Origin of the sequence: Mesorhizobium sp. B2-4-15, assembly GCF_006658505.1 — a bacterium.
Classification (GTDB): Bacteria; Pseudomonadota; Alphaproteobacteria; order Rhizobiales; family Rhizobiaceae; genus Mesorhizobium.
In genome coordinates, this window is record NZ_VFUZ01000016.1 from 53,190 (window position 1) to 74,072 (window position 20,883).

General features: G+C 61.7%; 22 protein-coding genes. 18 read left to right on the forward strand and 4 right to left on the reverse strand.

Annotation, left to right across the window (positions count from 1 at the left end; genetic code table 11):
- Positions 1 to 6 precede the first annotated feature (6 nt).
- Complete coding sequence (locus FJ930_RS19420; RefSeq protein WP_141839712.1) at positions 7 to 1,272, forward strand: NAD(P)/FAD-dependent oxidoreductase; 1,266 nt, start codon at positions 7 to 9, stop codon at positions 1,270 to 1,272.
- Between the two features lie 150 nt (positions 1,273 to 1,422).
- Positions 1,423 to 3,402, forward strand: coding sequence for a bifunctional 2',3'-cyclic-nucleotide 2'-phosphodiesterase/3'-nucleotidase (locus FJ930_RS19425; protein ID WP_141839713.1), 1,980 nt, complete (start codon positions 1,423 to 1,425; stop codon positions 3,400 to 3,402).
- 219 nt (positions 3,403 to 3,621) lie between these two features.
- Here FJ930_RS19425 and FJ930_RS19430 read toward each other — a convergent pair whose 3' ends face one another.
- The gene (locus FJ930_RS19430; RefSeq protein WP_141839714.1) at positions 3,622 to 4,878 is read right to left on the reverse strand and encodes a cyclopropane-fatty-acyl-phospholipid synthase family protein; all 1,257 of its coding nucleotides are present in this window, start codon (positions 4,876 to 4,878) and stop codon (positions 3,622 to 3,624) included.
- Between the two features lie 422 nt (positions 4,879 to 5,300).
- Between FJ930_RS19430 and FJ930_RS30755 the strand changes: the two genes are divergently transcribed.
- The 6 genes from FJ930_RS30755 (at position 5,301) to FJ930_RS19455 (ending at position 8,530) form a co-directional block, all read left to right on the forward strand.
- Positions 5,301 to 5,435, forward strand: coding sequence for a hypothetical protein (locus tag FJ930_RS30755; protein WP_281408914.1), 135 nt, complete (start codon positions 5,301 to 5,303; stop codon positions 5,433 to 5,435).
- A gap of 170 nt (positions 5,436 to 5,605) precedes the next feature.
- Entirely contained in the window at positions 5,606 to 5,896 is a 291-nt protein-coding gene (locus FJ930_RS19435) for a Dabb family protein (RefSeq protein ID WP_140739317.1), read from the forward strand.
- 160 nt (positions 5,897 to 6,056) lie between these two features.
- Positions 6,057 to 6,947 (forward strand): VOC family protein, encoded by an 891-nt coding sequence (locus FJ930_RS19440; RefSeq protein WP_141839715.1) that lies wholly within the window; start codon positions 6,057 to 6,059, stop codon positions 6,945 to 6,947.
- Positions 6,944 to 7,789: a 3-deoxy-8-phosphooctulonate synthase gene (gene kdsA, locus FJ930_RS19445; RefSeq protein WP_140739322.1), complete on the forward strand. Its 846-nt coding sequence runs from the start codon at positions 6,944 to 6,946 to the stop codon at positions 7,787 to 7,789. Before FJ930_RS19440 ends, kdsA begins: the two co-directional genes overlap by 4 nt.
- A gap of 86 nt (positions 7,790 to 7,875) precedes the next feature.
- On the forward strand, positions 7,876 to 8,079 hold the full coding sequence (locus FJ930_RS19450; RefSeq protein ID WP_140611609.1) for a dodecin family protein: 204 nt from the start codon (positions 7,876 to 7,878) through the stop codon (positions 8,077 to 8,079).
- A gap of 85 nt (positions 8,080 to 8,164) precedes the next feature.
- Positions 8,165 to 8,530 carry a PRC-barrel domain-containing protein gene (locus FJ930_RS19455; RefSeq protein WP_140697745.1) on the forward strand — a complete coding sequence of 122 codons (366 nt, stop codon included), beginning with the start codon at positions 8,165 to 8,167 and terminating at the stop codon, positions 8,528 to 8,530.
- Positions 8,531 to 8,588: 58 nt separating this feature from the next.
- Here the strand turns inward: FJ930_RS19455 and FJ930_RS30760 are convergent, their stop codons facing one another.
- Complete coding sequence (locus FJ930_RS30760; RefSeq protein ID WP_140739325.1) at positions 8,589 to 8,711, reverse strand: hypothetical protein; 123 nt, start codon at positions 8,709 to 8,711, stop codon at positions 8,589 to 8,591.
- 199 nt (positions 8,712 to 8,910) lie between these two features.
- On the opposite strand from FJ930_RS30760, the gene eno reads away from it, so the two are divergent.
- From eno to FJ930_RS19510, 10 genes are all read left to right on the forward strand, one after another.
- Positions 8,911 to 10,185, forward strand: a complete 1,275-nt coding sequence (eno, locus tag FJ930_RS19465) for a phosphopyruvate hydratase (RefSeq protein WP_141839716.1) — start codon at positions 8,911 to 8,913, stop codon at positions 10,183 to 10,185.
- 161 nt (positions 10,186 to 10,346) lie between these two features.
- The gene (locus FJ930_RS19470; protein ID WP_140739330.1) at positions 10,347 to 10,670 is read left to right on the forward strand and encodes a septum formation initiator family protein; all 324 of its coding nucleotides are present in this window, start codon (positions 10,347 to 10,349) and stop codon (positions 10,668 to 10,670) included.
- 194 nt (positions 10,671 to 10,864) lie between these two features.
- Positions 10,865 to 11,902: a pyruvate dehydrogenase (acetyl-transferring) E1 component subunit alpha gene (gene pdhA / locus FJ930_RS19475; protein ID WP_141839717.1), complete on the forward strand. Its 1,038-nt coding sequence runs from the start codon at positions 10,865 to 10,867 to the stop codon at positions 11,900 to 11,902.
- 12 nt (positions 11,903 to 11,914) lie between these two features.
- Complete coding sequence (locus tag FJ930_RS19480; protein ID WP_141839718.1) at positions 11,915 to 13,306, forward strand: pyruvate dehydrogenase complex E1 component subunit beta; 1,392 nt, start codon at positions 11,915 to 11,917, stop codon at positions 13,304 to 13,306.
- 18 nt (positions 13,307 to 13,324) lie between these two features.
- A complete protein-coding gene (locus FJ930_RS19485) occupies positions 13,325 to 14,695 on the forward strand; it encodes a pyruvate dehydrogenase complex dihydrolipoamide acetyltransferase (protein WP_141839719.1) in 1,371 nt (456 codons plus the stop codon).
- Positions 14,696 to 14,861: 166 nt separating this feature from the next.
- Positions 14,862 to 15,497, forward strand: coding sequence for an SGNH/GDSL hydrolase family protein (locus FJ930_RS19490; protein WP_141839720.1), 636 nt, complete (start codon positions 14,862 to 14,864; stop codon positions 15,495 to 15,497).
- A 12-nt stretch (positions 15,498 to 15,509) separates the two neighbouring features.
- Complete coding sequence (lpdA, locus tag FJ930_RS19495; protein ID WP_141839721.1) at positions 15,510 to 16,955, forward strand: dihydrolipoyl dehydrogenase; 1,446 nt, start codon at positions 15,510 to 15,512, stop codon at positions 16,953 to 16,955.
- Between the two features lie 102 nt (positions 16,956 to 17,057).
- A complete protein-coding gene (locus tag FJ930_RS19500) occupies positions 17,058 to 17,315 on the forward strand; it encodes a GlsB/YeaQ/YmgE family stress response membrane protein (RefSeq protein WP_141839722.1) in 258 nt (85 codons plus the stop codon).
- A 134-nt stretch (positions 17,316 to 17,449) separates the two neighbouring features.
- Complete coding sequence (gene lipA, locus FJ930_RS19505) at positions 17,450 to 18,415, forward strand: lipoyl synthase (RefSeq protein WP_141839723.1); 966 nt, start codon at positions 17,450 to 17,452, stop codon at positions 18,413 to 18,415.
- Between the two features lie 115 nt (positions 18,416 to 18,530).
- Entirely contained in the window at positions 18,531 to 18,989 is a 459-nt protein-coding gene (locus tag FJ930_RS19510) for a type II toxin-antitoxin system RatA family toxin (protein ID WP_141839724.1), read from the forward strand.
- Positions 18,990 to 19,069: 80 nt separating this feature from the next.
- Here FJ930_RS19510 and FJ930_RS19515 read toward each other — a convergent pair whose 3' ends face one another.
- Positions 19,070 to 19,558, reverse strand: a complete 489-nt coding sequence (locus FJ930_RS19515; protein WP_141839725.1) for a CinA family protein — start codon at positions 19,556 to 19,558, stop codon at positions 19,070 to 19,072.
- The gene (locus FJ930_RS19520) at positions 19,555 to 20,784 is read right to left on the reverse strand and encodes a bifunctional 2-C-methyl-D-erythritol 4-phosphate cytidylyltransferase/2-C-methyl-D-erythritol 2,4-cyclodiphosphate synthase (protein WP_141839726.1); all 1,230 of its coding nucleotides are present in this window, start codon (positions 20,782 to 20,784) and stop codon (positions 19,555 to 19,557) included. The genes FJ930_RS19515 and FJ930_RS19520 overlap by 4 nt, the downstream gene beginning before the upstream one ends.
- Positions 20,785 to 20,883: the final 99 nt, after the last annotated feature.

The following is a 20,883-nucleotide window of genomic DNA, read 5'->3' on the forward strand; positions in this document are numbered from 1 at the left end:
ATCGAGATGAACGAAGCCAGACATCAAATTGTGGTCGTCGGCGCGGGTTTCGGCGGCCTCGAATTTACCCGCGCGCTTGCCGGCGCACCGGTTCACATCACCATGATCGACAAGCGCAACCATCATCTATTCCAGCCGCTGCTCTACCAAGTGGCGACGACGGCACTGGCGACCTCCGAGGTTGCCTGGCCGATCCGCCACCTTCTGCGCAAACGCAAGGATGTCACCACGCTGCTCGCCAATGTCGTCGGCGTCGACCGGGCCGGCAAGCGCGTGCTGCTCGATGACGGCAGCGCCGTCGCCTACGACACGCTGGTGCTGGCCACCGGCGCGCGCCACGCCTATTTCGGCCATGACGAATGGGAGCCTTTCGCGCCCGGCCTGAAGACGCTGGAGGACGCCACCACCGTTCGGCGGCGCATCCTCTTGGCCTTCGAACAGGCGGAGCGGGAGACTGATCCCGCCAAACGCCAGGCGTTGCTGACCATTGCCATTGTCGGTGGCGGCCCGACCGGTGTGGAACTCGCCGGCACTATCGCCGAGCTGGCGCATGACACGTTGCGCGGTGAGTTCCGCAACATCGATACGCGCGAAACGCGCGTAGTGCTGATCGAAGCCGGCGACCGGATCCTGGCCAATTTCGCGCCAAAACTTTCCGAATACGCCAGGAAGGCGCTCGAGCGGCTCGGCGTCACACTTGAACTCGGACACGCCGTTACGCGCTGTGACGCGGACGGTGTCGTCTTCGGCGACACGCATCTGCCGGCCCGAACGATCCTTTGGGCAGCGGGCGTTGCCGCTTCGCCCGCCGCCGAATGGCTGGGAGCGAAGGCGGACCGAGCGGGCAGGGTGCTCGTCGAGCCCGACCTCAGCGTGCCCGGCAGCCCGGAGATTTTTGTTATCGGCGACGCTGCCCTTGTTTTGCGGCCCGATGGACGGCCAGTACCCGGTGTGGCACCTTCCGCCAAGCAGGAGGGCCGACATGTAGCGGCCACTATCAAGGCCAGGCTGGATGGCGACGCCACCACGCGACCCTTCCACTACAAACATGCGGGCGACCTGGCGACGATCGGCAAGCGCGCCGCCGCGATCGATTTCGGCTGGATTAAGCTCACGGGCTGGCCGGCCTGGTGGCTGTGGGGCATCGCACACATCTATTTCCTGATCGGGTTCCGTAACCGGCTCGCGGTTTCGTTGAGCTGGCTGTGGATCTACGTCACAGGCCAGCGTAGCGCCCGGCTGATCACGCAGGGCGACGACGACAAGACCTGACTTTCATCACGGTCCCATTCATGCGCGCGTCATCTGTTGCTGATGGGATGATGTCCGGATGCACGCAGCTCCATGAGTGGACTTGAGCCGATTTCGGCGCGAAGTTCGCTTGGGGCAGGGCGTGTCACGTCGTCTTAAGAAGGAGAGAACATGTCACAGCTGCCCCATTCCGTTTCCCGCCGTGGTTTCCTTGCGGGGGCCGCCGCCACAGGGGCGTTGATCGTGCTTCATCCCTTCTCCGCCCGGGCGCAAGCCAATCAGGCGCACCTTCGAATCATGGAAACCACCGATATCCATGTGAACGTACTGCCCTATGATTACTACGCCGACAAAGCCAACGACACGATGGGCCTGTCACGCACGGCGTCGCTCATCGACGCGGTGCGCAAGGAGGCCGTGAATTCGATGCTGATCGACAATGGCGACCTTCTGCAGGGCAATCCGATGGGCGACTACATCGCCTATGAAAAGGGCCTCAAGGACGGCGATCTGCATCCGATCATGAAAGGCATGAATCTGCTGGGTTACGAGTGCTCGACACTCGGCAACCACGAATTCAACTACGGCCTGTCCTTTCTGGACAAGGTGCTGGCCGGCGCCAATTTCCCGTTCGTGTGCGCGAACCTGATCCGGGGCACCAAGCTTGCCGCCAACCCGCGCGACGACAAGCTCTACCTCAAGCCCTACATAATCCTCGACAAGAAAATCAAGGACGGGTCGGGCGCCGACCAGCCAATCAGGATCGGCATCATCGGCTTCGTGCCGCCGCAGATCATGGTCTGGGACCTCAAGAACCTCGAAGGCAACGTCAAGACGCGCGACATCGTCGAGGCGGCCAAGGCCTGGGTGCCGCAGATGAAGGAAGAGGGCGCCGACATCGTCATCGCGCTCTCGCATTCTGGCATCGATGTGAAGCAGGGCGACATGATGGAGAACGCTTCGTTCTTTGTTGCCGGCGTCGATGGCATCGATGCGGTGTTCACGGGCCACCAGCATCTGGTGTTTCCCGGCAAGAAGGATTTCCAGTCGCTCGAGGGCGTCGACACGAGAAGGGGCACGCTGCAAGGCAAGCCCGCCGTGATGGGCGGTTTCTGGGGCTCGCATATGGGGCTCATCGATCTGATGCTGGAGCGCGACGGTTCGAAATGGAAGGTTGTTTCCGCTACATCGGAGGCGCGGCCGATCTTCGAGCGCGTCGACAACAAGAACAAGCCGACCGTCGCCGACGACAGGCGTATCATCGCGGCACTCGAACAGGACCATCAGGCGACGCTCGCCTATGTGCGCCGCCCCGTCGGCAAGACCTCCGCGCCGCTCTATTCCTATTTCGCGCTGGTCGCCGACGATCCATCAGTGCAGGTCGTCAGCCAGGCGCAGACCTGGTACCTCAAGGATATTCTCAAGAGCACGCAATGGAAGGATGTGCCGCTGCTGTCGGCCGCCGCTCCCTTCAAGGCTGGCGGACGCAGCGGCGCCGACTACTATACCGACGTGCCGGCGGGCGACATCGCCATCAAGAACGTCGCCGACCTCTACCTCTATCCGAATACGGTACGGGCAGTCGAAATCACCGGGGCGCAAGTGAAGGAATGGCTGGAAATGTCGGCCGGCATCTTCAACAGGATAGAAGCTGGCAAGGCCGACCAGGCGCTGATCAACACTGAATTTCCGTCCTATAATTTTGATGTCATCGACGGCGTCTCATACAAGATCGATCTGTCCCAGCCGCCGAAATATGATGCCAAGGGTGGGGTGGCGAATGCCGGCTCCAATCGCATCGTCGAACTGAAATTCGATGGAAAACCGATTGATCCGGTGGCGAAATTCGTCGTCGCAACCAACAATTACCGGGCCGGTGGCGGCGGCAATTTCCCTGACATCAATGCCTCGAAGATCATCTACGAGGCGCCGGACACCAACCGCGACGTCATCGTTCGCTACATCGTAAGCCAAGGCACGATCAACCCGTCGGCGGACGGCAACTGGTCGTTCGCCCCGCTGCCGGGAACCAGCGTCATGTTCGAGACAGCCGTCAAGGCAAAGGATTTCATTGCCGATCTGAAGTCGCTGAAGATCGAACCGGCGGGCGAGGGGGACGCCGGTTTTGCTAGATATCGCATCCTGCTCTGATCCGGCGGCCGGATAGGGACCTGTCTTTGCCCGAGTCCGCCGCGCGGGAGATGACCTCGCCGCTTGCGCGATGGCACTCGGAGTGTTGTGAGTGCGTCCTGTGGGGTAGCTGCTGGTACGCTGACACGGACCCCATAAATAAGACCGCATCGCGGCAGGGATGCGGGCCCTGTTCCCCGGCAGCACGGTTGTCTGCAGCCATTGGCGACGAGCGCGGACCTACGCCTTGTAGACCACCTGGCGCACATCGATGTAGCTGGCGCGAAAACCGGCTTCGCAATAATGTAGGTAGAATTCCCAGAGCTTCTTGAAGCGATCGTCGAAGCCGAGCGGCACGATCTTTTCCCATGACGCCCGGAAGCGATGCCGCCATTCGGCGAGCGTGCGCGCATAGTCGTCGGGAAACACGCGTTCGCGCAGATGCGCAAGGCCATGATCCTTGCCGAGCGCCTTCAGGATCGACGGCGTCGGCAGCATGCCGCCTGGAAATACGTAGCGCTGGATGAAATCCGGCCTGGCACGGTAGGTGTCGTAGGCGGCTTCGTTGATGGTGATGATCTGCAGGCCCGCAGTGCCGCCTGGTTTGAGGCAGGCCTTCATCTTGGAGAAGAACACGGGCCAATATTTCTCACCGACCGCCTCGAACATTTCGATCGATGCGATGCGGTCGTAAGTGCCCGTTTCGTCGCGGTAATCCTGCAATTTGATGTCGACCCTGTCGGCAAGCCCGGCCTTGGCAATGCGCGCCTTGGCGAAGTCGTGCTGCTCATGGCTGATCGTCAGCCCGGTTACGCGGCAGCCGATCTCGCGTGCCGCGAATTCGGCAAAGCCGCCCCATCCGCAGCCGATCTCCAGCACATGATCTTTCCTGCCGATACCTGTATCCCTTGCCAGCTCCCGATATTTGGCTGCCTGGGCGCTTTCCAAATCGTTGGCGCCGTTCGCGTAAAGCGCCGAAGAATAGGTCATGCTCGGGTCGAGCCATTGCTTGTAGAAGGCGTTGCCGAGATCGTAGTGCGCCGAGATATTGCGCTTCGAGCCCGAACGTGTGTTGTCGTTGAACCAGTGGCGAATGCGATGAACCGTGTTGATCAGCCAGTTCGCCCCGCCGGCAACCTTCTCGCCGAGGGCGGAATTGACCACGAACAATTCCAGGAAACTGGTCACGTCAGGGCTTTCCCAGTCGCCGTCCATGTAGGATTCGGCAACGCCAATCGTGCCGCCGGAAAAGGCCCGGCCCGGCAGGCGCCAGTTCTTGAGCACCAGCTCGGCATCGGGGCCTGGCGCCTTGCCTTCGACAAGAACGGCACGGCCGTCCGGCATCCTGACCTTCAGCGAACCGCGCGGCAGATTCATCGCGGCAGACAGCACCATCCGTGCCTTGGCCGGCAGGCCCTTGACGATCTCGGCGAAATTAAACTCGTCGAGCTTGACCGCTTCGTCCGGCCCCGTGCCAGGATGTTTCTTGTGAGCCATGTCCCACCCCTTCGCGGCGCCTGTTGACGGTCGCCGGCTCCGTCTCTCGCAGTTCATTCGCCAGGTTCGAACGCTGTTGCCTGATCCCGGCAGCTCACCGGATCGGTCACCTGCGGGCCCAAACAAAAGCGCATGCCCTTTTAGACCAGAGCTTCAGCGCTTCCAGTGAATTCCCGCGATAATCTTCCACGTCAGGAAGGGGAACTTCAAGAGGCAGGCCGCGAGCTGGGCTGTGCCACGTGGCGGCGCCTGGCATCTGATCGCCTTGCATCGACTTGTTGCCGCCAGGCTGCAGACACCGTCAGGGCGTGCTGAACGGCTCCTGTCCGCAGCATGTTTGGAGTGCAGGATTCGTGCCGTCGGCGATTGGATAGATCAAAAAAGTCTATGTCTGCCGCGGTGCCTGTGCGATAGCTTTAGCCATGCGTTACGTAATCGTCATTGCGGCAATCGCGTTTTTCCTGATCTGGGACGGTCTCTACAATCAAGGCCGGTATCTCGACATTACGGTCAGGGAGATTTCCCATGTGGCGCGCTACGTCACCGGCAAGGCCTAGTATTCCCTCCAAGGATAGCAGCCAGGTGCTTCACCCGAGGTGTCCGTCGCCGTGAGATGATGTTCTCCGCCTGTCCGGGGCGCGTCGCAAGGACGCGTGGCGCCACGAACGGTTGACGCGGAGAGACCGCCGTCACAAAAGACCCCGGCATTCAGATCGAGGAGGCGGGGTTGATCCGGCATATCGTTTTCTTCAGCGCGAGGCGCAAGGAAGATGTGGAGACAGTGCGCACCGGGCTGTTGGCCCTCGGCAATATTCCGCATTCCAGTCTCTTCGAGGTCACTTTGAACACCAAGGTCGATCCGTTGTCGGATGAAGTTGACGTCGTCGTCTATGCCGAGTTCGCCGACGACGCAGCGCTCGCCGCCTACAAGGCGCACCCGCTCTATGCGCACACCACCAGCAAGGTGAAACCATTGCGCGAACTGCGCTATTCCGCTGATGTCGTGGCCGGCGGCTGATCGAGCGCGTGCCTCGACAGATGCCGTTTGCGGCGCTCATGGGGCATCCTGGACGTCAATCCCCAGGGGCGGCAGAGGAGAGGCTATGTCTGGCGCCGCCACGGCGGGGACTGCAATCACGTCTTGAACCGTTTTGCGGAATGATGCACATCGCGCCTGCATGACCCAAACAACAGCAGCCGGCATTCATCCGCTCGATCATCTGGTGCTGCCGACGCAGAGCCTCGATGTGGCGCGAGCCCGGCTCGGTTCACTTGGCTTCGTCGTCGCTCCGAACGGTATCCATCCCTTTGGCACGGAAAACTGCTGCGTTTTCCTGGCCGACGGCACCTATCTGGAGCCGCTGGCGATTGGCAGTGAAATGGCAGCGATTGATGCGGTTGCCGCGGGCAATGTCTTCGTCGCGCGCGACCGCCTCTATCGCGACAGCCGCGGCGATGAGGGATTTTCCGCTGTGGTTCTGCGTACCGACAGTGCCGATGCCGATCATGCGCGCTATGTCGAGGCCGGACTGTCAGCGGGGGACACGCTGAGCTTTTCGCGCGCTTTTATCGACACGGCGGGCCGAAGCGATACCGCATCGTTCAAGCTGGCCTTTACCGCGGCCCAAGGCCAAACGGACGCTTTTCTTTTCGCCTGCCAGCGGATCAATGCGCCTGATGTGGACCGCAGCGCTTTGCAGGCCCACGCCAATGGTGCCATTGGCATTGTGGAAGTGGTGGCGATCAGCGACCAACCCGCCGAACAGAATCGGCTGATTTCCGTGGCGGTGGGGAGTCCTGCCGCCAGTGGGCAGGGCAGCACGTATCACTTGCCTAATGCAACCCTGAGCGTACTCGATCCCTCGTCCTTCACCGCGCGCTTTGGTGTTTCGGCCGGTTCACCCACAAAGCTTCGCTTTGCCGCGGTCGTCTTTGCTGTCCGCAGCGCGGATGCCACGTCGAGGCTGCTTGCGGCCGGTGCCATCCAGCACGATATAGCGGGCACTGACATTGTCGTGCAGCCGGCGTCCGGGCAGGGCGCCGCTTTCGTTTTCCGGGAGATCCAATGAGCAACCCCCTGGCGCCCAATTCGTCGGTAACCGTCGGCGATGTCGTGTTCGACAACAAGGCAGCCCTGGCGCTGATCGCCGGCCCCTGCCAATTCGAATCGCGCCAGCATGCCTTCGACATGGCCGGCGCGCTGAAGGAACTGACCGGCAGGCTCGGCATCGGCCTCGTCTACAAGACCAGCTACGACAAGGCCAACCGCACGTCGCTTTCGGCGACGCGCGGCGCCGGCATCGATGCCGCACTTCCCGTCTTCGACGAGCTGCGCAAGGAATTTTCGCTTCCGGTGCTGACCGATGTCCACACCGAGGAGCAGTGCGCGATCGTCGCGCCGCATGTCGATGTGCTGCAGATACCGGCTTTCCTGTCGCGTCAGACCGACATGCTGGTCGCCGCCGCCAGGACGGGCAAGGTGATCAATGTGAAGAAGGGGCAGTTCCTTGCGCCCTGGGACATGAAGAACGTGGTTGGCAAGATCACCGGTTCCGGCAACCCCAATGTCTTGACCACTGAACGCGGCGCGTCCTTTGGCTATAACACGCTGGTGTCGGACATGCGCGCTTTGCCGATCATGGCCGAGATCGGCGCTCCGGTGATCTTCGACGCCACGCATTCGGTCCAGCAGCCGGGCGGGCAGGGCGGATCGTCTGGCGGAGAGCGCCGCTTCGTCGAGACGCTGGCCCGCGCGGCCGTCGCCGTCGGCGTTGCCGGTGTCTTCATCGAGACCCACCAGGATCCCGACAATTCGACCTCTTCCGATGGGCCGAACATGGTGCCGCTCAAGGACATGCCGGCGCTTCTGGAAAGACTGATCGCATTCGATCGGGTGGCGAAGGGCCGCTGAGCCGGCGCTTCCCGGCGGTGCTTGTGGTTGAGAGGGGCCGGTTGTACGCTTGGCCGGCAAATGAGCGTCCTGGCAGGAGGAAAGCCATGTCCGTCGCCCGTGTCACCGAAATCACCTCATCGTCGAAGAAGAGTTTTCAAGACGCCATCGAGAAGGGAATCGCCCGCGCCTCGAAAACCCTGAAGAACGTCGAAGGTGCCTGGATTCAGGATCAAAAGATCGTCGTCGCGGGCGGCAACATTTCAGCCTATCGCGTCAATATGAAGGTGACTTTCATCCTGGCGGAGTGACCGGGCCGCAGCCGAAAAAAGTCGGGAACTTTCGCTCTCGCCCCTCATTGTCAAGCAGAAATCAACGACAACGAGGAGCATGATAATGACGACCCAGACAGGCCATACCGAAGCCATCGCGGCTTCACGAGTCATCGGCACATCGGTTTACAATACCGAGGGCAAGAGCATCGGCAGTATCGAGGACATCATGCTCGACAAGACGTCGAATGGCATCATGTTCGCGGTGATCGGGTTCGGCGGCTTTCTCGGCATTAGCGAGAAGTATCACGCGATCCCCTGGGCGAGTCTCGACTACGACGAGGACATGGGCGGCTATGTGGTGCCCTTCTCCAAGGAGCAGCTGAAGGCGGCGCCTGCCTATTCGATTAATGAACTCGCCGGAGCTGATGGGGAACGTGCACGCGACGCATCCTATGAGTATTACAAGGTCGCGCCCTATTGGCATTGACCGCACATATAGAAAGGGCTCCGTTTCGACGGAGCCCTTTCTTGTTTCAACGCAACGCCTATTCGCTGATGTGCAAGGCCGGCAAAGCACCGGCCTTCGGCTGTGACTGCTGATTGTCGCACGACGTCAGGAATGCAGCCGCGATCAGAAACAGACTGACAATACCGCTCAACTCAGACATGGCGAAACTCCTCCTGTTTCGCCCCGCGCGACAACAGCCATAGCCCGGAATGCGCGTCTGATGGCATGACTTATGATGACAGAAATTTGCGCTTCGTGAATCCGACGGGCGGCACTATTTGGCCATGGCCCGATTGCCTTTTGCGTCGCTTTGGCTAAGACGGGCGCGACCTTTCGTCAGATCAATCGGGGACATCGCAATGACCGCCATCATCGATATTGTCGGGCGTGAAATCCTGGACAGCCGTGGAAACCCGACCGTCGAGGTCGATGTCGTGCTCGAAGACGGTTCGATGGGCCGCGCCGCGGTGCCGTCGGGCGCCTCGACCGGGGCGCATGAGGCCGTCGAGCTTCGCGATGGCGGCGCCCGTTATCTCGGCAAGGGCGTGCTCAAGGCCGTGGAGGCGGTCAATGGCGAGCTGTTCGAGGCGATCGGTGGCATGGAAGCCGAAAACCAGATCCATATCGACCAGACCATGATCGAACTCGACGGCACGCCCAACAAGAGCCGGCTCGGCGCCAACGCGATCCTCGGTGTTTCGCTGGCCGTTGCCAAGGCCGCGGCCGATGCGGCAGGGCTGCCGCTCTACCGCTATGTCGGCGGCACCAAGGCGCACATCCTGCCGGTGCCGATGATGAACATCATCAATGGCGGCGCGCATGCCGACAATCCGATCGACTTCCAGGAGTTCATGATCCTGCCGGTTGGCGCACCCACTTTGCGCGAAGGCGTGCGCTGGGGTTCGGAGGTCTTCCACACGCTGAGGAGGAAGCTGAAGGATGCCGGCCACAACACCAATGTCGGCGACGAGGGCGGCTTTGCCCCAAACCTGAAGAGTGCGCCGGTGGCGCTCGATTTCATCATGGAATCGATCGAGAAGGCCGGCTTCAAGCCGGGCGAGGAGATCGCGCTCGGCCTCGATTGCGCAGCGACCGAGTTCTTCAAGGACGGCAACTACGTCTATGAGGGTGAGAAGAAGACGCGTGATCCAAAGGCGCAAGCCAAGTACCTCGCCAAGCTCGCCGCTGACTATCCGATCATCTCGATCGAGGACGGCCTGGCCGAAGATGACTGGGAAGGCTGGAAATACCTGACCGACATGATCGGCAACAAGACACAACTGGTCGGCGACGACCTGTTCGTGACCAATACGGCGCGCTTGCGCGACGGCATCCGCATGGGCGTCGCCAATTCGATCCTGGTCAAGGTCAACCAGATCGGCTCGTTGACCGAAACGCTCGACGCCGTCGAAACCGCGCACAAGGCCGGCTACACCGCCGTCATGTCACACCGCTCCGGCGAGACCGAGGATTCGACGATCGCCGATCTCGCCGTCGCCACCAATTGCGGACAGATCAAGACGGGTTCGCTGTCGCGCTCCGACCGGATGGCCAAGTACAACCAGCTTATCCGAATCGAGGAAGAGCTCGGCAAGCAGGCGCGTTATGCCGGCAAGTCGGTCATTAAGGGCTGAGCCGCGGCAAGCGAGTTCGAACAGCGGATGTCAAGGGCGGGGTCATTCCCGCCCTTTTTCATTTCAGTGTCGCTGGCCGGGCATCCGTAACCGTCCGTTAAGCACAATCGGGCGAGAAAGATCGCGAGCCGCTTGAGTTCGCGGCCGCGAGGGAACGGGCGATGTGGACGCGTCAGCACAAGCAGAGAAATACCGGCCGGCTCATCATCCCCTCGCTTTGTGTGGTGTTCCTGGCCTATTTCGGCTTTCATGCCTATCACGGTGAATTCGGCATCAACTCGAAATATCAGCTGGAAGCGCAAACAGTTGCGCTGCAAGCCCAGCTCGACGCCATCAAGGCGCGCCGGATGGAACTCGAACGGCGCGTTCGGCTCATGCATGACGGCACCCTGGAGAAGGACATGCTTGACGAGCAGGCGCGCAAGGCGCTCAATCTGTCCCAGGCTGATGAAATCACCATCATGTTGCCGGTCTCGGCAAAGTAACTGAATTTCAGTTAATCCCCAATATTTTCAATGATTTTAGTCGCTTAGCTGCATGCCAGCTATGCAATTTCGACATGGCGGAACGCCTTCTCACGTGTTAGCCTTGCATAAATCGGTGGGAAGAGCTGATCTTCCCGGGGGCGGATTTCATCCTGCCCTGATGTCCGCAAAGAGACGCCAACAGGGAGTGATGCATGGCCACCGCAGCCAAAAAAGCGCCTGCCAGATCGAAATCCGACGGCAAATCGGGGCTTTCAGCGCCCAAGCCGGTTGAATTCACCAAGGACGAAGAGCTTGCCGCTTACCGGCACATGCTGCTCATCCGCCGCTTTGAGGAAAAGGCCGGCCAGCTCTACGGCATGGGCTTCATCGGTGGCTTCTGTCATCTCTATATCGGCCAGGAAGCTGTCGTCACCGGGATGAAGATGGCGCTGATCGAGGGCGATCAGATGATCACCGCCTATCGCGATCACGGCCATATGCTGGCCATGGAGCTGTCGCCGCGTGGCGTCATGGCCGAGTTGACTGGACGCCGCGGTGGCTTGTCGAAAGGCAAGGGCGGCTCCATGCACATGTTCTCCAAGGACAAGCATTTCTATGGCGGCCACGGCATTGTCGGCGCGCAGGTCTCGCTCGGCACCGGTCTCGCCTTCGCCAACCGCTACCGCGACAACAAGAACGTGTCGTTGACCTATTTCGGCGACGGTGCCGCCAACCAGGGCCAGGTCTATGAGAGTTTCAACATGGCCTCGCTGTGGAAGCTGCCGGTGATCTACATCATCGAGAACAACCGCTACGCCATGGGTACCTCGGTCTCGCGCTCTTCAGCCGAGACGGATTTTTCGCATCGCGGCGCTTCCTTCAAGATTCCTGGCATCCAGGTCGACGGCATGGATGTGCGCGCCGTCAAGGCCGCCGGCGACCTCGCCGCCGAATGGTGCCGTGCCGGCAACGGCCCGCTGATCCTCGAAATGCAGACCTATCGCTATCGCGGCCACTCCATGTCCGACCCGGCGAAGTATCGCTCGAAGGAAGAAGTGCAGAAGATGCGCTCCGAGCATGACCCGATCGAGCAGGTCAAGGCGCGGCTGATCGAGAAGAAGTGGGCGACCGAGGACGAGTTGAAGACCGTCGACAAGGAGGTTCGCGACATCGTCGCCGACGCCGCCGAATTTGCCCAGAACGATGCGGAGCCGGATCCGTCCGAGCTCTGGACCGATATCGTATTGTAAGGGGGCCAGGACATGCCGATCGAAATTCTCATGCCCGCTCTCTCGCCGACCATGGAAGAGGGCAATCTTTCCAAGTGGTTGAAGAACGAGGGCGACAAGGTCGTCGCCGGCGACGTCATCGCCGAGATCGAGACCGACAAGGCGACGATGGAAGTCGAAGCCGTCGACGAAGGCACGCTTGCCAAGATCGTGGTTCCTGCCGGCACCGAAGGCGTCAAGGTCAACGCCGTGATCGCCGTGCTTGCGGTTGATGGCGAAGACGTCGACAAGGCCGGCGAAGGCATCGGTGAAGAAGAAGAGCCAGCCAGGGCTGAAGCAGCCGCGCCCGCGCCGGTTGCCGCCAAGAGTGAGGCGGCGGCCCCTGTCGCTGCGGCGCCCAGGACTGAAATCGCCGCCGATCCGGATATTCCAGCCGGCACCGAGATGGTCTCGACCACGGTGCGCGAAGCGCTGCGCGACGCCATGGCCGAGGAAATGCGCCGCGACGGCGACGTCTTCGTCATGGGCGAGGAGGTCGCCGAATACCAGGGCGCCTACAAGATCACACAAGGGTTGCTGCAGGAATTCGGACCCCGGCGCGTCGTCGACACGCCGATCACCGAGCACGGCTTTGCCGGTGTTGGCGTCGGAGCGGCGATGGCCGGGCTGAAGCCGATCGTCGAGTTCATGACGTTCAACTTCGCCATGCAGGCGATCGACCAGATCATCAATTCGGCCGCCAAGACCCTCTATATGTCCGGCGGTCAGATGGGGGCGCCGATCGTATTCCGCGGGCCGAACGGCGCGGCTGCCCGCGTCGCCGCCCAGCATTCGCAGTGCTACGCCGCCTGGTACAGCCACATACCGGGCCTGAAAGTGGTGATGCCTTACACCGCTGCCGACGCCAAGGGGTTGCTGAAGGCCGCGATCCGCGACCCGAACCCGGTCATTTTCCTCGAGAATGAAATCCTCTACGGCCACTCCTTCGACGTGCCGAAGCTGGATGACTTCGTCCTGCCGATCGGCAAGGCGCGCATCCACAAATCAGGCAAGGATGTCACCATCGTCTCGTTCGGCATCGGCATGACCTATGCGGTCAAGGCGGAAGCTGAACTGCGCGGCATGGGCATCGACGCCGAGATCATCGACTTGCGCACCATCCGTCCACTCGATCTCGACACCGTCATCGCCTCGGTCAAGAAGACCAACCGGCTGGTCGTGGTGGAAGAAGGCTTCCCGCAGAACTCCGTCGGCGACCATATCGCCAACCAGGTGTCGCAGCGCGCCTTTGATTTCCTGGACGCGCCCGTGATCACAGTTGCCGGCAAGGATGTGCCGATGCCCTATGCGGCGAACCTTGAGAAGCTGGCGTTGCCAAATGTCGGCGAGGTCATCGAGGCCGTCAAAGCCGTCGCATATCGCTGAACCGGGCGGGAGGACAAAATGCCAATCAACATCACCATGCCGGCGCTCTCGCCCACGATGGAAGAGGGCAACCTTTCGAAATGGCTGGTCAAGGAGGGCGACAAGGTTTCGCCCGGCGATGTCATTGCGGAGATCGAGACCGACAAGGCAACGATGGAAGTCGAAGCCGTCGATGAGGGGACGGTTGCAAAGCTTGTCGTCCCCGCCGGCACGGAAGGCGTCAAGGTCAACGCGCTGATCGCGGTGCTCGCCGCCGAGGGCGAGGATGCAAGCGCTGCCGCCAAGAGCGGTGATGGTACCGCGCCAGTGAAAGCCGAAGCAGCGAAGGCGGATTCTCCCAAGGCAGACGCACCAAAGGCCGAGGCCCCGAAGTCTGAACCTGCCGTTACCCCACCAAAGGCGGCTCCGGCCGGCAATGGTCATGCGGCCGGCGAGCGCACCTTTGCATCGCCGCTTGCCCGCCGTATCGCCAAGGAGGCTGGCGTCGATGTCTCGGCCGTCACCGGCACCGGCCCGCATGGCCGTGTGGTGAAGGCTGACGTCGATGCCGCGATTGCCGGTGGTGCCAAGACGGCGCCCGCGGCCAAGGCTCCGGCTGGCGCGCCTGCCGCTTCAGCCGCTGCTCCGGCAGTGAAAGCGATGTCGGACGATCAGGTGCTGAAGCTGTTCGAGGAAGGCTCCTACGATCTCGTCCCGCACGACAATATGCGCAAGACCATCGCGCGGCGCTTGGTCGAGGCCAAGACCACCATCCCGCATTTCTACCTGACGCTCGATTGCGAGCTCGACGCGCTTCTGGCGCTGCGCTCGCAGCTCAATGCGGCAGCGCCGACAAAGAAGACCGACAAGGGTGAAGCCCCGGCCTACAAGCTGTCGGTCAACGACATGGTGATCAAGGCCATGGCCATGGCGCTGAAGGCGGTGCCGGATGCCAACGCCTCCTGGACCGAAAGCGCCATGGTCAAGCACAGGCATGCCGATGTCGGCGTCGCCGTCTCGATCCCCGGCGGCCTGATCACGCCGATCATCCGCAAGGCCGATGAAAAGACGCTGTCGACCATCTCCAACGAGATGAAGGATCTGGCCAGCCGGGCCCGCAGCCGCAAGCTGAAGCCGGAAGAATATCAGGGCGGCACCACGGCGGTGTCCAACCTCGGCATGTTCGGCATCAAGGACTTCGCCGCCGTCATCAACCCGCCGCATGCGACGATCCTGGCGGTGGGTGCCGGCGAGGAGCGGGCGGTGGTCAGGAATGGCGAGATCAAAATCGCCACCGTGATGTCGGTGACGCTGTCGACCGACCATCGCGCCGTCGATGGAGCGCTGGGTGCGGAACTGCTCGTCGCCTTCAAGCGGCTGATCGAAAACCCGATGGGCATGCTGGTCTAGGTAAAGGAGAAGGCGGTGCGGAAATTCTTCACCAGCCTTTTCGCCTTCATCCTCTCCGGATTCGCCGGCGGCCTTCTCGCGCGGGAAGCTGGCCGCCGTCACCGACGCCAGTTTGTAAGCTGGCGTGTGAAGCGCGGCTTGACTGGTGGAAGGGTGGGTTGAACGGATGAAGACGGTGCTTTGCTACGGTGACTCGCTGACCTGGGGCTACAATGCCGAGGGCGGCCGTCACGCGTTTGAGGATCGCTGGCCAAGCGTGCTGCAGGCTGGCCTTGGCGGAGGCGTTCAGGTCATCGCCGACGGCCTCAATGGCCGCACCACGGCCTTCGATGATCATCTGGCTGGTGCCGATCGCAACGGCGCCAGGCTGCTGCCGACGGCTCTGACCACGCATGCGCCTATCGACCTGATAATCATCCTGCTCGGTGCCAACGACATGAAGCCGTGGATCCATGGCAATCCGGTCGCGGCCAAGCAAGGCATGCGGCGGCTTATCGACATCGTGCGCGGCCACGACTACCCGTTCGACTGGGAAGCGCCGCAGATACTGGTCGTCTCGCCTCCTGTTGTCAGCCGCACCGAAAATGCCGACTTCAGGGAAATGTATGCCGGCGGCGATGACGCTTCGAAGTATCTGGCATCGCAGTATGAGGCGCTTGCCGACGAGGCCGGTTGCGGTTTCTTCGATGCAGCTACCGTAGCGCAAACCACGCCGCTCGATGGCGTCCATCTCGACGCCGAAAACACACGGAACATCGGCAAGGCGCTGACGCCGGTCGTGCGCGTGATGCTGGAATTGTGAAGGAGAAAAACCGTGGCTGAGAACTACGACGTCATCATCATCGGCTCCGGTCCCGGCGGCTATGTCGCGGCGGTGCGTTCCGCCCAGCTTGGCTTCAAGACGGCGATCGTCGAGCGCGAGCATCTCGGCGGGATCTGTCTCAACTGGGGCTGCATTCCGACCAAGGCGCTGCTGCGCTCGGCCGAGATCATGCACTATTCGGATCACCTGAAGGACTATGGGTTGAAGCTCGACGGCAAAGTGAGCGCCGACACAGCGGCCGTGGTCGATCGGTCCCGCAAGGTGTCGCTGCGACTCAATGGCGGCGTTGCCTTCCTGATGAAGAAGAACAAGGTCGACGTCATCTGGGGTGAGGCCAAGCTTTCCAAGCCGGGCGAGATCGTCGTGTCCAAGACGGCCAAGAAGCCGATGGAACCGCAGCCGCCAGTGCCGAAGGGCGTCAAGGGTGAGGGCACCTACAGCGCCAAGCATATCATCCTGGCGACCGGCGCCAGGCCGCGCGCGCTGCCCGGCATTGAACCGGACGGTAAGCTGATCTGGACCTACTTCGAGGCCATGGTGCCGAAGGAAATGCCGAAGTCGCTGCTGGTCATGGGTTCGGGCGCCATCGGCATCGAATTCGCCTCCTTCTATCGCACCATGGGTGCCGAGGTGACGGTGGTCGAATTGCTGCCGGCGGTAGTGCCGGTGGAGGACGCCGAAGTGTCGAAGTTCGCGCAAAAGCAGTTCGAGAAACAAGGCATGAAGATCATCCTCGAAGCCAAGGTGACCAAGGTCGAGAAGGCTGCCAACTCGGTCACCGCGCATGTCGAGATGAAGGATGGCAAGGTCGAGAAGATCACCGCCGACCGCATGATCTCGGCCGTCGGCGTGCAGGGCAACATCGAGAATCTCGGCCTTGAAGCGCTTGGCGTGAAGACGGATCGCGGCTGCGTCGTTGTCGACGGTTACGGCAAGACGAACGTACCCGGCATCTACGCCATCGGCGATGTCGCCGGCCCGCCGATGCTGGCCCACAAGGCCGAGCATGAAGGCGTGGTGTGCGTCGAGAAGATCGCCAACTTTCCCGGCGTGCATGCCATTGACAAGCTCAAGATTCCCGGCTGCACCTACTGCAATCCGCAGGTCGCCTCCGTTGGTCTCACGGAAGCAAGGGCCAAGGCCGAAGGCAAGGATATCCGCGTCGGCCGTTTCCAGTTCGCCGCCAATGGCAAGGCGATCGCGCTCGGCGAGGATCAGGGGTTCATCAAGACCATCTTCGACAAGAAGACGGGTCAGTTGCTCGGCGCGCACATGGTCGGTGCCGAGGTGACCGAACTGATCCAGGGTTTTGTCGTGGCGATGAACCTCGAAACGACCGAGGAAGAACTGATGCACACCATCTTCCCGCATCCGACGCTGTCGGAGGTGATGAAGGAAAGCGTGCTCGATGCCTATGGCCGCGCGCTGAACGCATGATAAATTGCCTGCACGAGACTCAGATGCGCAGGCCGCAGGAGCTCGCTGGCAAAGTAGTTCATTTCCGAATGCATTTTCACCCATCACTCAAGGAGAGGGCATATGCACTTGAATGGCGTCGGCTGGATAGCAGCGATCATCATCGGAGGCTTGGCGGGGTGGCTCGCCGAAATGGTCATGAAGAGCAACACTGGCATTTTCATGAACATTATTCTCGGCATCGTGGGCGCAATCGTGCTGAACGCGATCCTGCAGGCCCTGAACATCGGCGTCTTCGGGGTCGGCTGGACCGCCTATCTGATCACAGGCTTCATTGGCGCCTGCCTGCTGATCTGGGTAGGGCGCCTGGTGCGCCGCTAGTCGATACCATTCCGCTATGCGAAAACGGTTGTGGCGGCATGTGCCGCCGCAGCCTTTTTCTTTGTGTTGAAAAGTCCTAGATGACGTGCAAGTGACGATCGCCGGCGGCGGTCGCGAAGAAAACCAGGGTTAAGATGGTCACGGTCCTCGATACGATCGCCAACGCGCCGCGGCTGCGGCATCCCGAGAAGGCGCACAAGCCCGACCAGGAGGTGTTGCGCAAGCCCGACTGGATCCGCGTCAAGGCGCCGGTCTCCAAGGGCTATGCCGAGACGCGGGAGATCGTGAAATCCCACAAGCTGGTGACCGTCTGCGAAGAGGCCGGTTGCCCGAATATTGGCGAGTGTTGGGAAAAGAAGCACGCCACCTTCATGATCATGGGCGAGATCTGCACGCGCGCCTGCGCCTTCTGCAACGTCGCCACCGGCATTCCGACCGCGCTCGATCCCGATGAGCCGGCCCGCGTCGCGCATGCCGTCAAGCAGATGGGTCTTAGCCACGTCGTCATCACCTCGGTCGACCGCGACGACCTCGCCGATGGCGGCGCGCAGCACTTCGCCGATGTTATTCGGGCCATCCGCGCCGCAACGCCATCGACCACGATTGAAATCCTGACGCCCGATTTCCTGCGCAAGGACGGCGCGCTGGAGATCGTCGTGGCGGCCAGGCCCGACGTTTTCAATCACAATCTGGAAACCGTGCCGTCGAACTATCTGAAGGTCAGGCCGGGCGCCCGCTATTTCCACTCGATCAGGCTGTTGCAGCGGGTCAAGGAACTCGATCCGTCGATCTTCACCAAGTCCGGCATCATGGTCGGCCTGGGCGAGGAGCGGAACGAAATCCTGCAGCTGATGGACGATCTGCGTTCGGCCAATGTCGACTTCATGACGATCGGTCAGTATCTGCAGCCGTCGAAGAAGCACCATCCGGTGATCCGCTTCGTCACGCCGGAGGAGTTCAAGTCCTTTGAGACGATCGGCCGGACCAAGGGTTTTCTGCTGATGGCGTCGAGCCCGCTGACGCGTTCATCGCACCATGCCGGCGACGATTTCGCCAGGCTGCGCGCGACGCGCGAAGCCCAGCTCGAGAAATCACTCTAAATGCATGTCGCCCAAAAGTGACCTCGATTTTGGAAGAACGACATGCATGAAAACAACGAATCTAAAGCGCGTCGCATGAAGCTGTTTCGACGCGAAGTGCTCTAGAGCCGGTTTCATGCCGAAATTCGAAGCCACCCGCCGCGTCGCCCATACGCCGCAGCAGATGTTCGCGCTGGTCGCCGACATCGAGGCCTATCCGCAATTCCTGCCGCTCTGCGAAGCGTTGACGGTGCGCTCGCGCAAGGAGCGTGACGGACGGACCATCCTCGTCGCCGACATGAGCATCGGCTACAAGGCGATCCGTGAGACCTTCACCACGCAGGTGTTGCTGAAGCCCGACGAGAACGCCATCGACGTGAAGTACATTGACGGCCCGTTCAAATATTTGAGCAATGTCTGGCGTTTCGAGCCCGATGGCGACGGGTGCGTCGTCCGTTTCTTCATCGATTATGAATTCAAGAGCCGCATTCTGGGCGCGCTGATGGGCACCATGTTCGACCGTGCCTTCCGCATGTTCGCCGAGGCGTTCGAAAAGCGCGCCGACGTCATCTATGGTGTCACGCCCTCAGCCTGATGCATGTCGCCCAAAGTGCGCAGCGGTATTGGGAACGGCGACATGCACAAAAAACAAGGTACCAAGCGCGCCGTGGCGCTTTAATGCCGGCCGAGAGCTTTCAGCCCGAGTTCCAGTGCGTGCCTGACCGTTTCGCGGCGAATGAAATCGCGGCCCTTGTCGGCAAAGAGCATCCGTTCGGCAGTGACCATCTTGCCGTCCAGGCCGACGCCGAACCACACTAGGCCGACGGGCTTTTCCACTGAACCACCTCCAGGCCCGGCGATGCCGGTGACTGCCAGGGTTAGCCCGGCGCGCGATCGGGCAAGCGCACCGGCTGCCATCTCGACCGCTGTCTCGCGCGATACCGCGCCATGCGCGTCGAGTGTGGCGGCGCGAACACCAAGCATGTCCATCTTGGCTTCATTGGAATAGGTGATGAAGCCCCGGTCGACCACCGCGGAGGAGCCGGCGATGTCGGTCAGCGCGGCGATGATCATGCCGCCGGTGCAACTTTCCGCCGTCGCCACCATGATGCCGCGCTCCCGGCAGGCCTCGAACAAGGCGATTGCCAGCTCGCTGTTGCTCATTCCGGCACCTCGCCGGGAAACACCACGCTGGCCGTGGCGATCGCCGCAATGCCCTCTTCGCGGCCGATGAAGCCGAGCTTCTCGTTGGTTGTCGCCTTGATCGAGATGCGGTCGGCGGAAATGCCCAACATCCGTGAAAGGGCTGATGTCATCGCCTCGCGGTGCGGGCCCACGCGCGGCGCCTCGCAGATCAGCGTGATATCGGCATTGGCGATGCGCCCGCCGCGCTCGCGCACCAGTCTCGCCGCGTGTTCGACGAATATCCGGGACGCGGCACCTTTCCATTGCGGGTCGGACGGCGGGAAATGCGTGCCGATGTCGCCGGCGCCGCATGTCGCCAGCAGCGCATCGGTCAGGGCGTGCAACCCGACATCGGCGTCAGAATGGCCCGATAGCTTCTTCTCATGCGGAATGGCGACGCCGCACAGGGTGACGTGGTCGCCGGCTTCGAAGCTATGGACGTCGTAGCCGTTACCGGTGCGGATGTCGGGAAAGTGTATCGGCACGTTGGAAAGCCTCTGATGCGCCATGGCGATGTCCCGTGCCCATGTGAGTTTGACATTGTCCGGCGAGCCGGGAATGAGCTTGACTGGAATATGCGCCCATTCGGCGATAGCCGCGTCGTCGGTAAAATCCAGTCTGCCCAGCAGATGGGCCTTGTTGTGCGCGGCGAGGATTGGCCCGTAGGGGAAACCTTGCGGCGTTTGCGCAGCGTGCAGCCCGCTGCGGGAAACAGTTTCCGCGACCACGCCGGAGGTTGATTCTCGCTTCAGCGTCTCGGCGACGGGCAGGGCGGGCAAGGCCCCTTCGTGTTCGGTGATGGCGGCGATGGTGCGGTCGATCAATTCCGCGTCAACGAACGGCCGGACGGCGTCGTGAATCAGAACCTGGCTTGGCGCATGCTCCTTCAGTGCAAGCAACCCGAGCCGGACGGACTCCTGCCTTGTCGGGCCGCCCATGACGGCTGTGACCCGCCCGGCGGCGGCGCCGGCCGCTTGCCGGAACAGCTCATGATCGTCGGCATGGATGGCGACGACGATCCGGCCCGTTCGGGGGTGAGCCAGGAACATCTCCAGCGTGTGCGCAATAACGGCGCGCCCGCCGATGCTTTGGTATTGCTTGGGTCCATTGGCCTGCCCGGCACGCGCCCCGCGGCCGGCGGCGACGATCACCACCCCGACTTCGCCATCCGCCTCCGAAACGTGATTTTCACTTGCGTCCGTCATGCCGATTGGTCCTAGTCGTGGCCAAGGCCGAAGGCCAGCATTTTCCCAATTGCGCCTTAACGCGGCATCATTCCGCGTTGCATATCGTGGCGGTTCTGG

Bases quoted from the DNA above. Each gene is read 5' to 3' on its own strand.
- FJ930_RS19420 (WP_141839712.1), top strand. From the start codon at position 7: ATGAACGAAGCCAGACATCAAATTGTGGTCGTCGGCGCGGGTTTCGGC.
- FJ930_RS19425 (WP_141839713.1), top strand. From the start codon at position 1,423: ATGTCACAGCTGCCCCATTCCGTTTCCCGCCGTGGTTTCCTTGCGGGG.
- FJ930_RS19430 (WP_141839714.1), bottom strand. From the start codon at position 4,878: ATGGCTCACAAGAAACATCCTGGCACGGGGCCGGACGAAGCGGTCAAG.
- FJ930_RS30755 (WP_281408914.1), top strand. From the start codon at position 5,301: ATGCGTTACGTAATCGTCATTGCGGCAATCGCGTTTTTCCTGATCTGG.
- FJ930_RS19440 (WP_141839715.1), top strand. From the start codon at position 6,057: ATGACCCAAACAACAGCAGCCGGCATTCATCCGCTCGATCATCTGGTG.
- kdsA (WP_140739322.1), top strand. From the start codon at position 6,944: ATGAGCAACCCCCTGGCGCCCAATTCGTCGGTAACCGTCGGCGATGTC.
- FJ930_RS19450 (WP_140611609.1), top strand. From the start codon at position 7,876: ATGTCCGTCGCCCGTGTCACCGAAATCACCTCATCGTCGAAGAAGAGT.
- FJ930_RS19455 (WP_140697745.1), top strand. From the start codon at position 8,165: ATGACGACCCAGACAGGCCATACCGAAGCCATCGCGGCTTCACGAGTC.
- FJ930_RS30760 (WP_140739325.1), bottom strand. From the start codon at position 8,711: ATGTCTGAGTTGAGCGGTATTGTCAGTCTGTTTCTGATCGCGGCTGCA.
- eno (WP_141839716.1), top strand. From the start codon at position 8,911: ATGACCGCCATCATCGATATTGTCGGGCGTGAAATCCTGGACAGCCGT.
- FJ930_RS19470 (WP_140739330.1), top strand. From the start codon at position 10,347: ATGTGGACGCGTCAGCACAAGCAGAGAAATACCGGCCGGCTCATCATC.
- pdhA (WP_141839717.1), top strand. From the start codon at position 10,865: ATGGCCACCGCAGCCAAAAAAGCGCCTGCCAGATCGAAATCCGACGGC.
- FJ930_RS19480 (WP_141839718.1), top strand. From the start codon at position 11,915: ATGCCGATCGAAATTCTCATGCCCGCTCTCTCGCCGACCATGGAAGAG.
- FJ930_RS19485 (WP_141839719.1), top strand. From the start codon at position 13,325: ATGCCAATCAACATCACCATGCCGGCGCTCTCGCCCACGATGGAAGAG.
- FJ930_RS19490 (WP_141839720.1), top strand. From the start codon at position 14,862: ATGAAGACGGTGCTTTGCTACGGTGACTCGCTGACCTGGGGCTACAAT.
- FJ930_RS19500 (WP_141839722.1), top strand. From the start codon at position 17,058: ATGCACTTGAATGGCGTCGGCTGGATAGCAGCGATCATCATCGGAGGC.
- lipA (WP_141839723.1), top strand. From the start codon at position 17,450: ATGGTCACGGTCCTCGATACGATCGCCAACGCGCCGCGGCTGCGGCAT.
- FJ930_RS19510 (WP_141839724.1), top strand. From the start codon at position 18,531: ATGCCGAAATTCGAAGCCACCCGCCGCGTCGCCCATACGCCGCAGCAG.
- FJ930_RS19515 (WP_141839725.1), bottom strand. From the start codon at position 19,558: ATGAGCAACAGCGAGCTGGCAATCGCCTTGTTCGAGGCCTGCCGGGAG.
- FJ930_RS19520 (WP_141839726.1), bottom strand. From the start codon at position 20,784: ATGACGGACGCAAGTGAAAATCACGTTTCGGAGGCGGATGGCGAAGTC.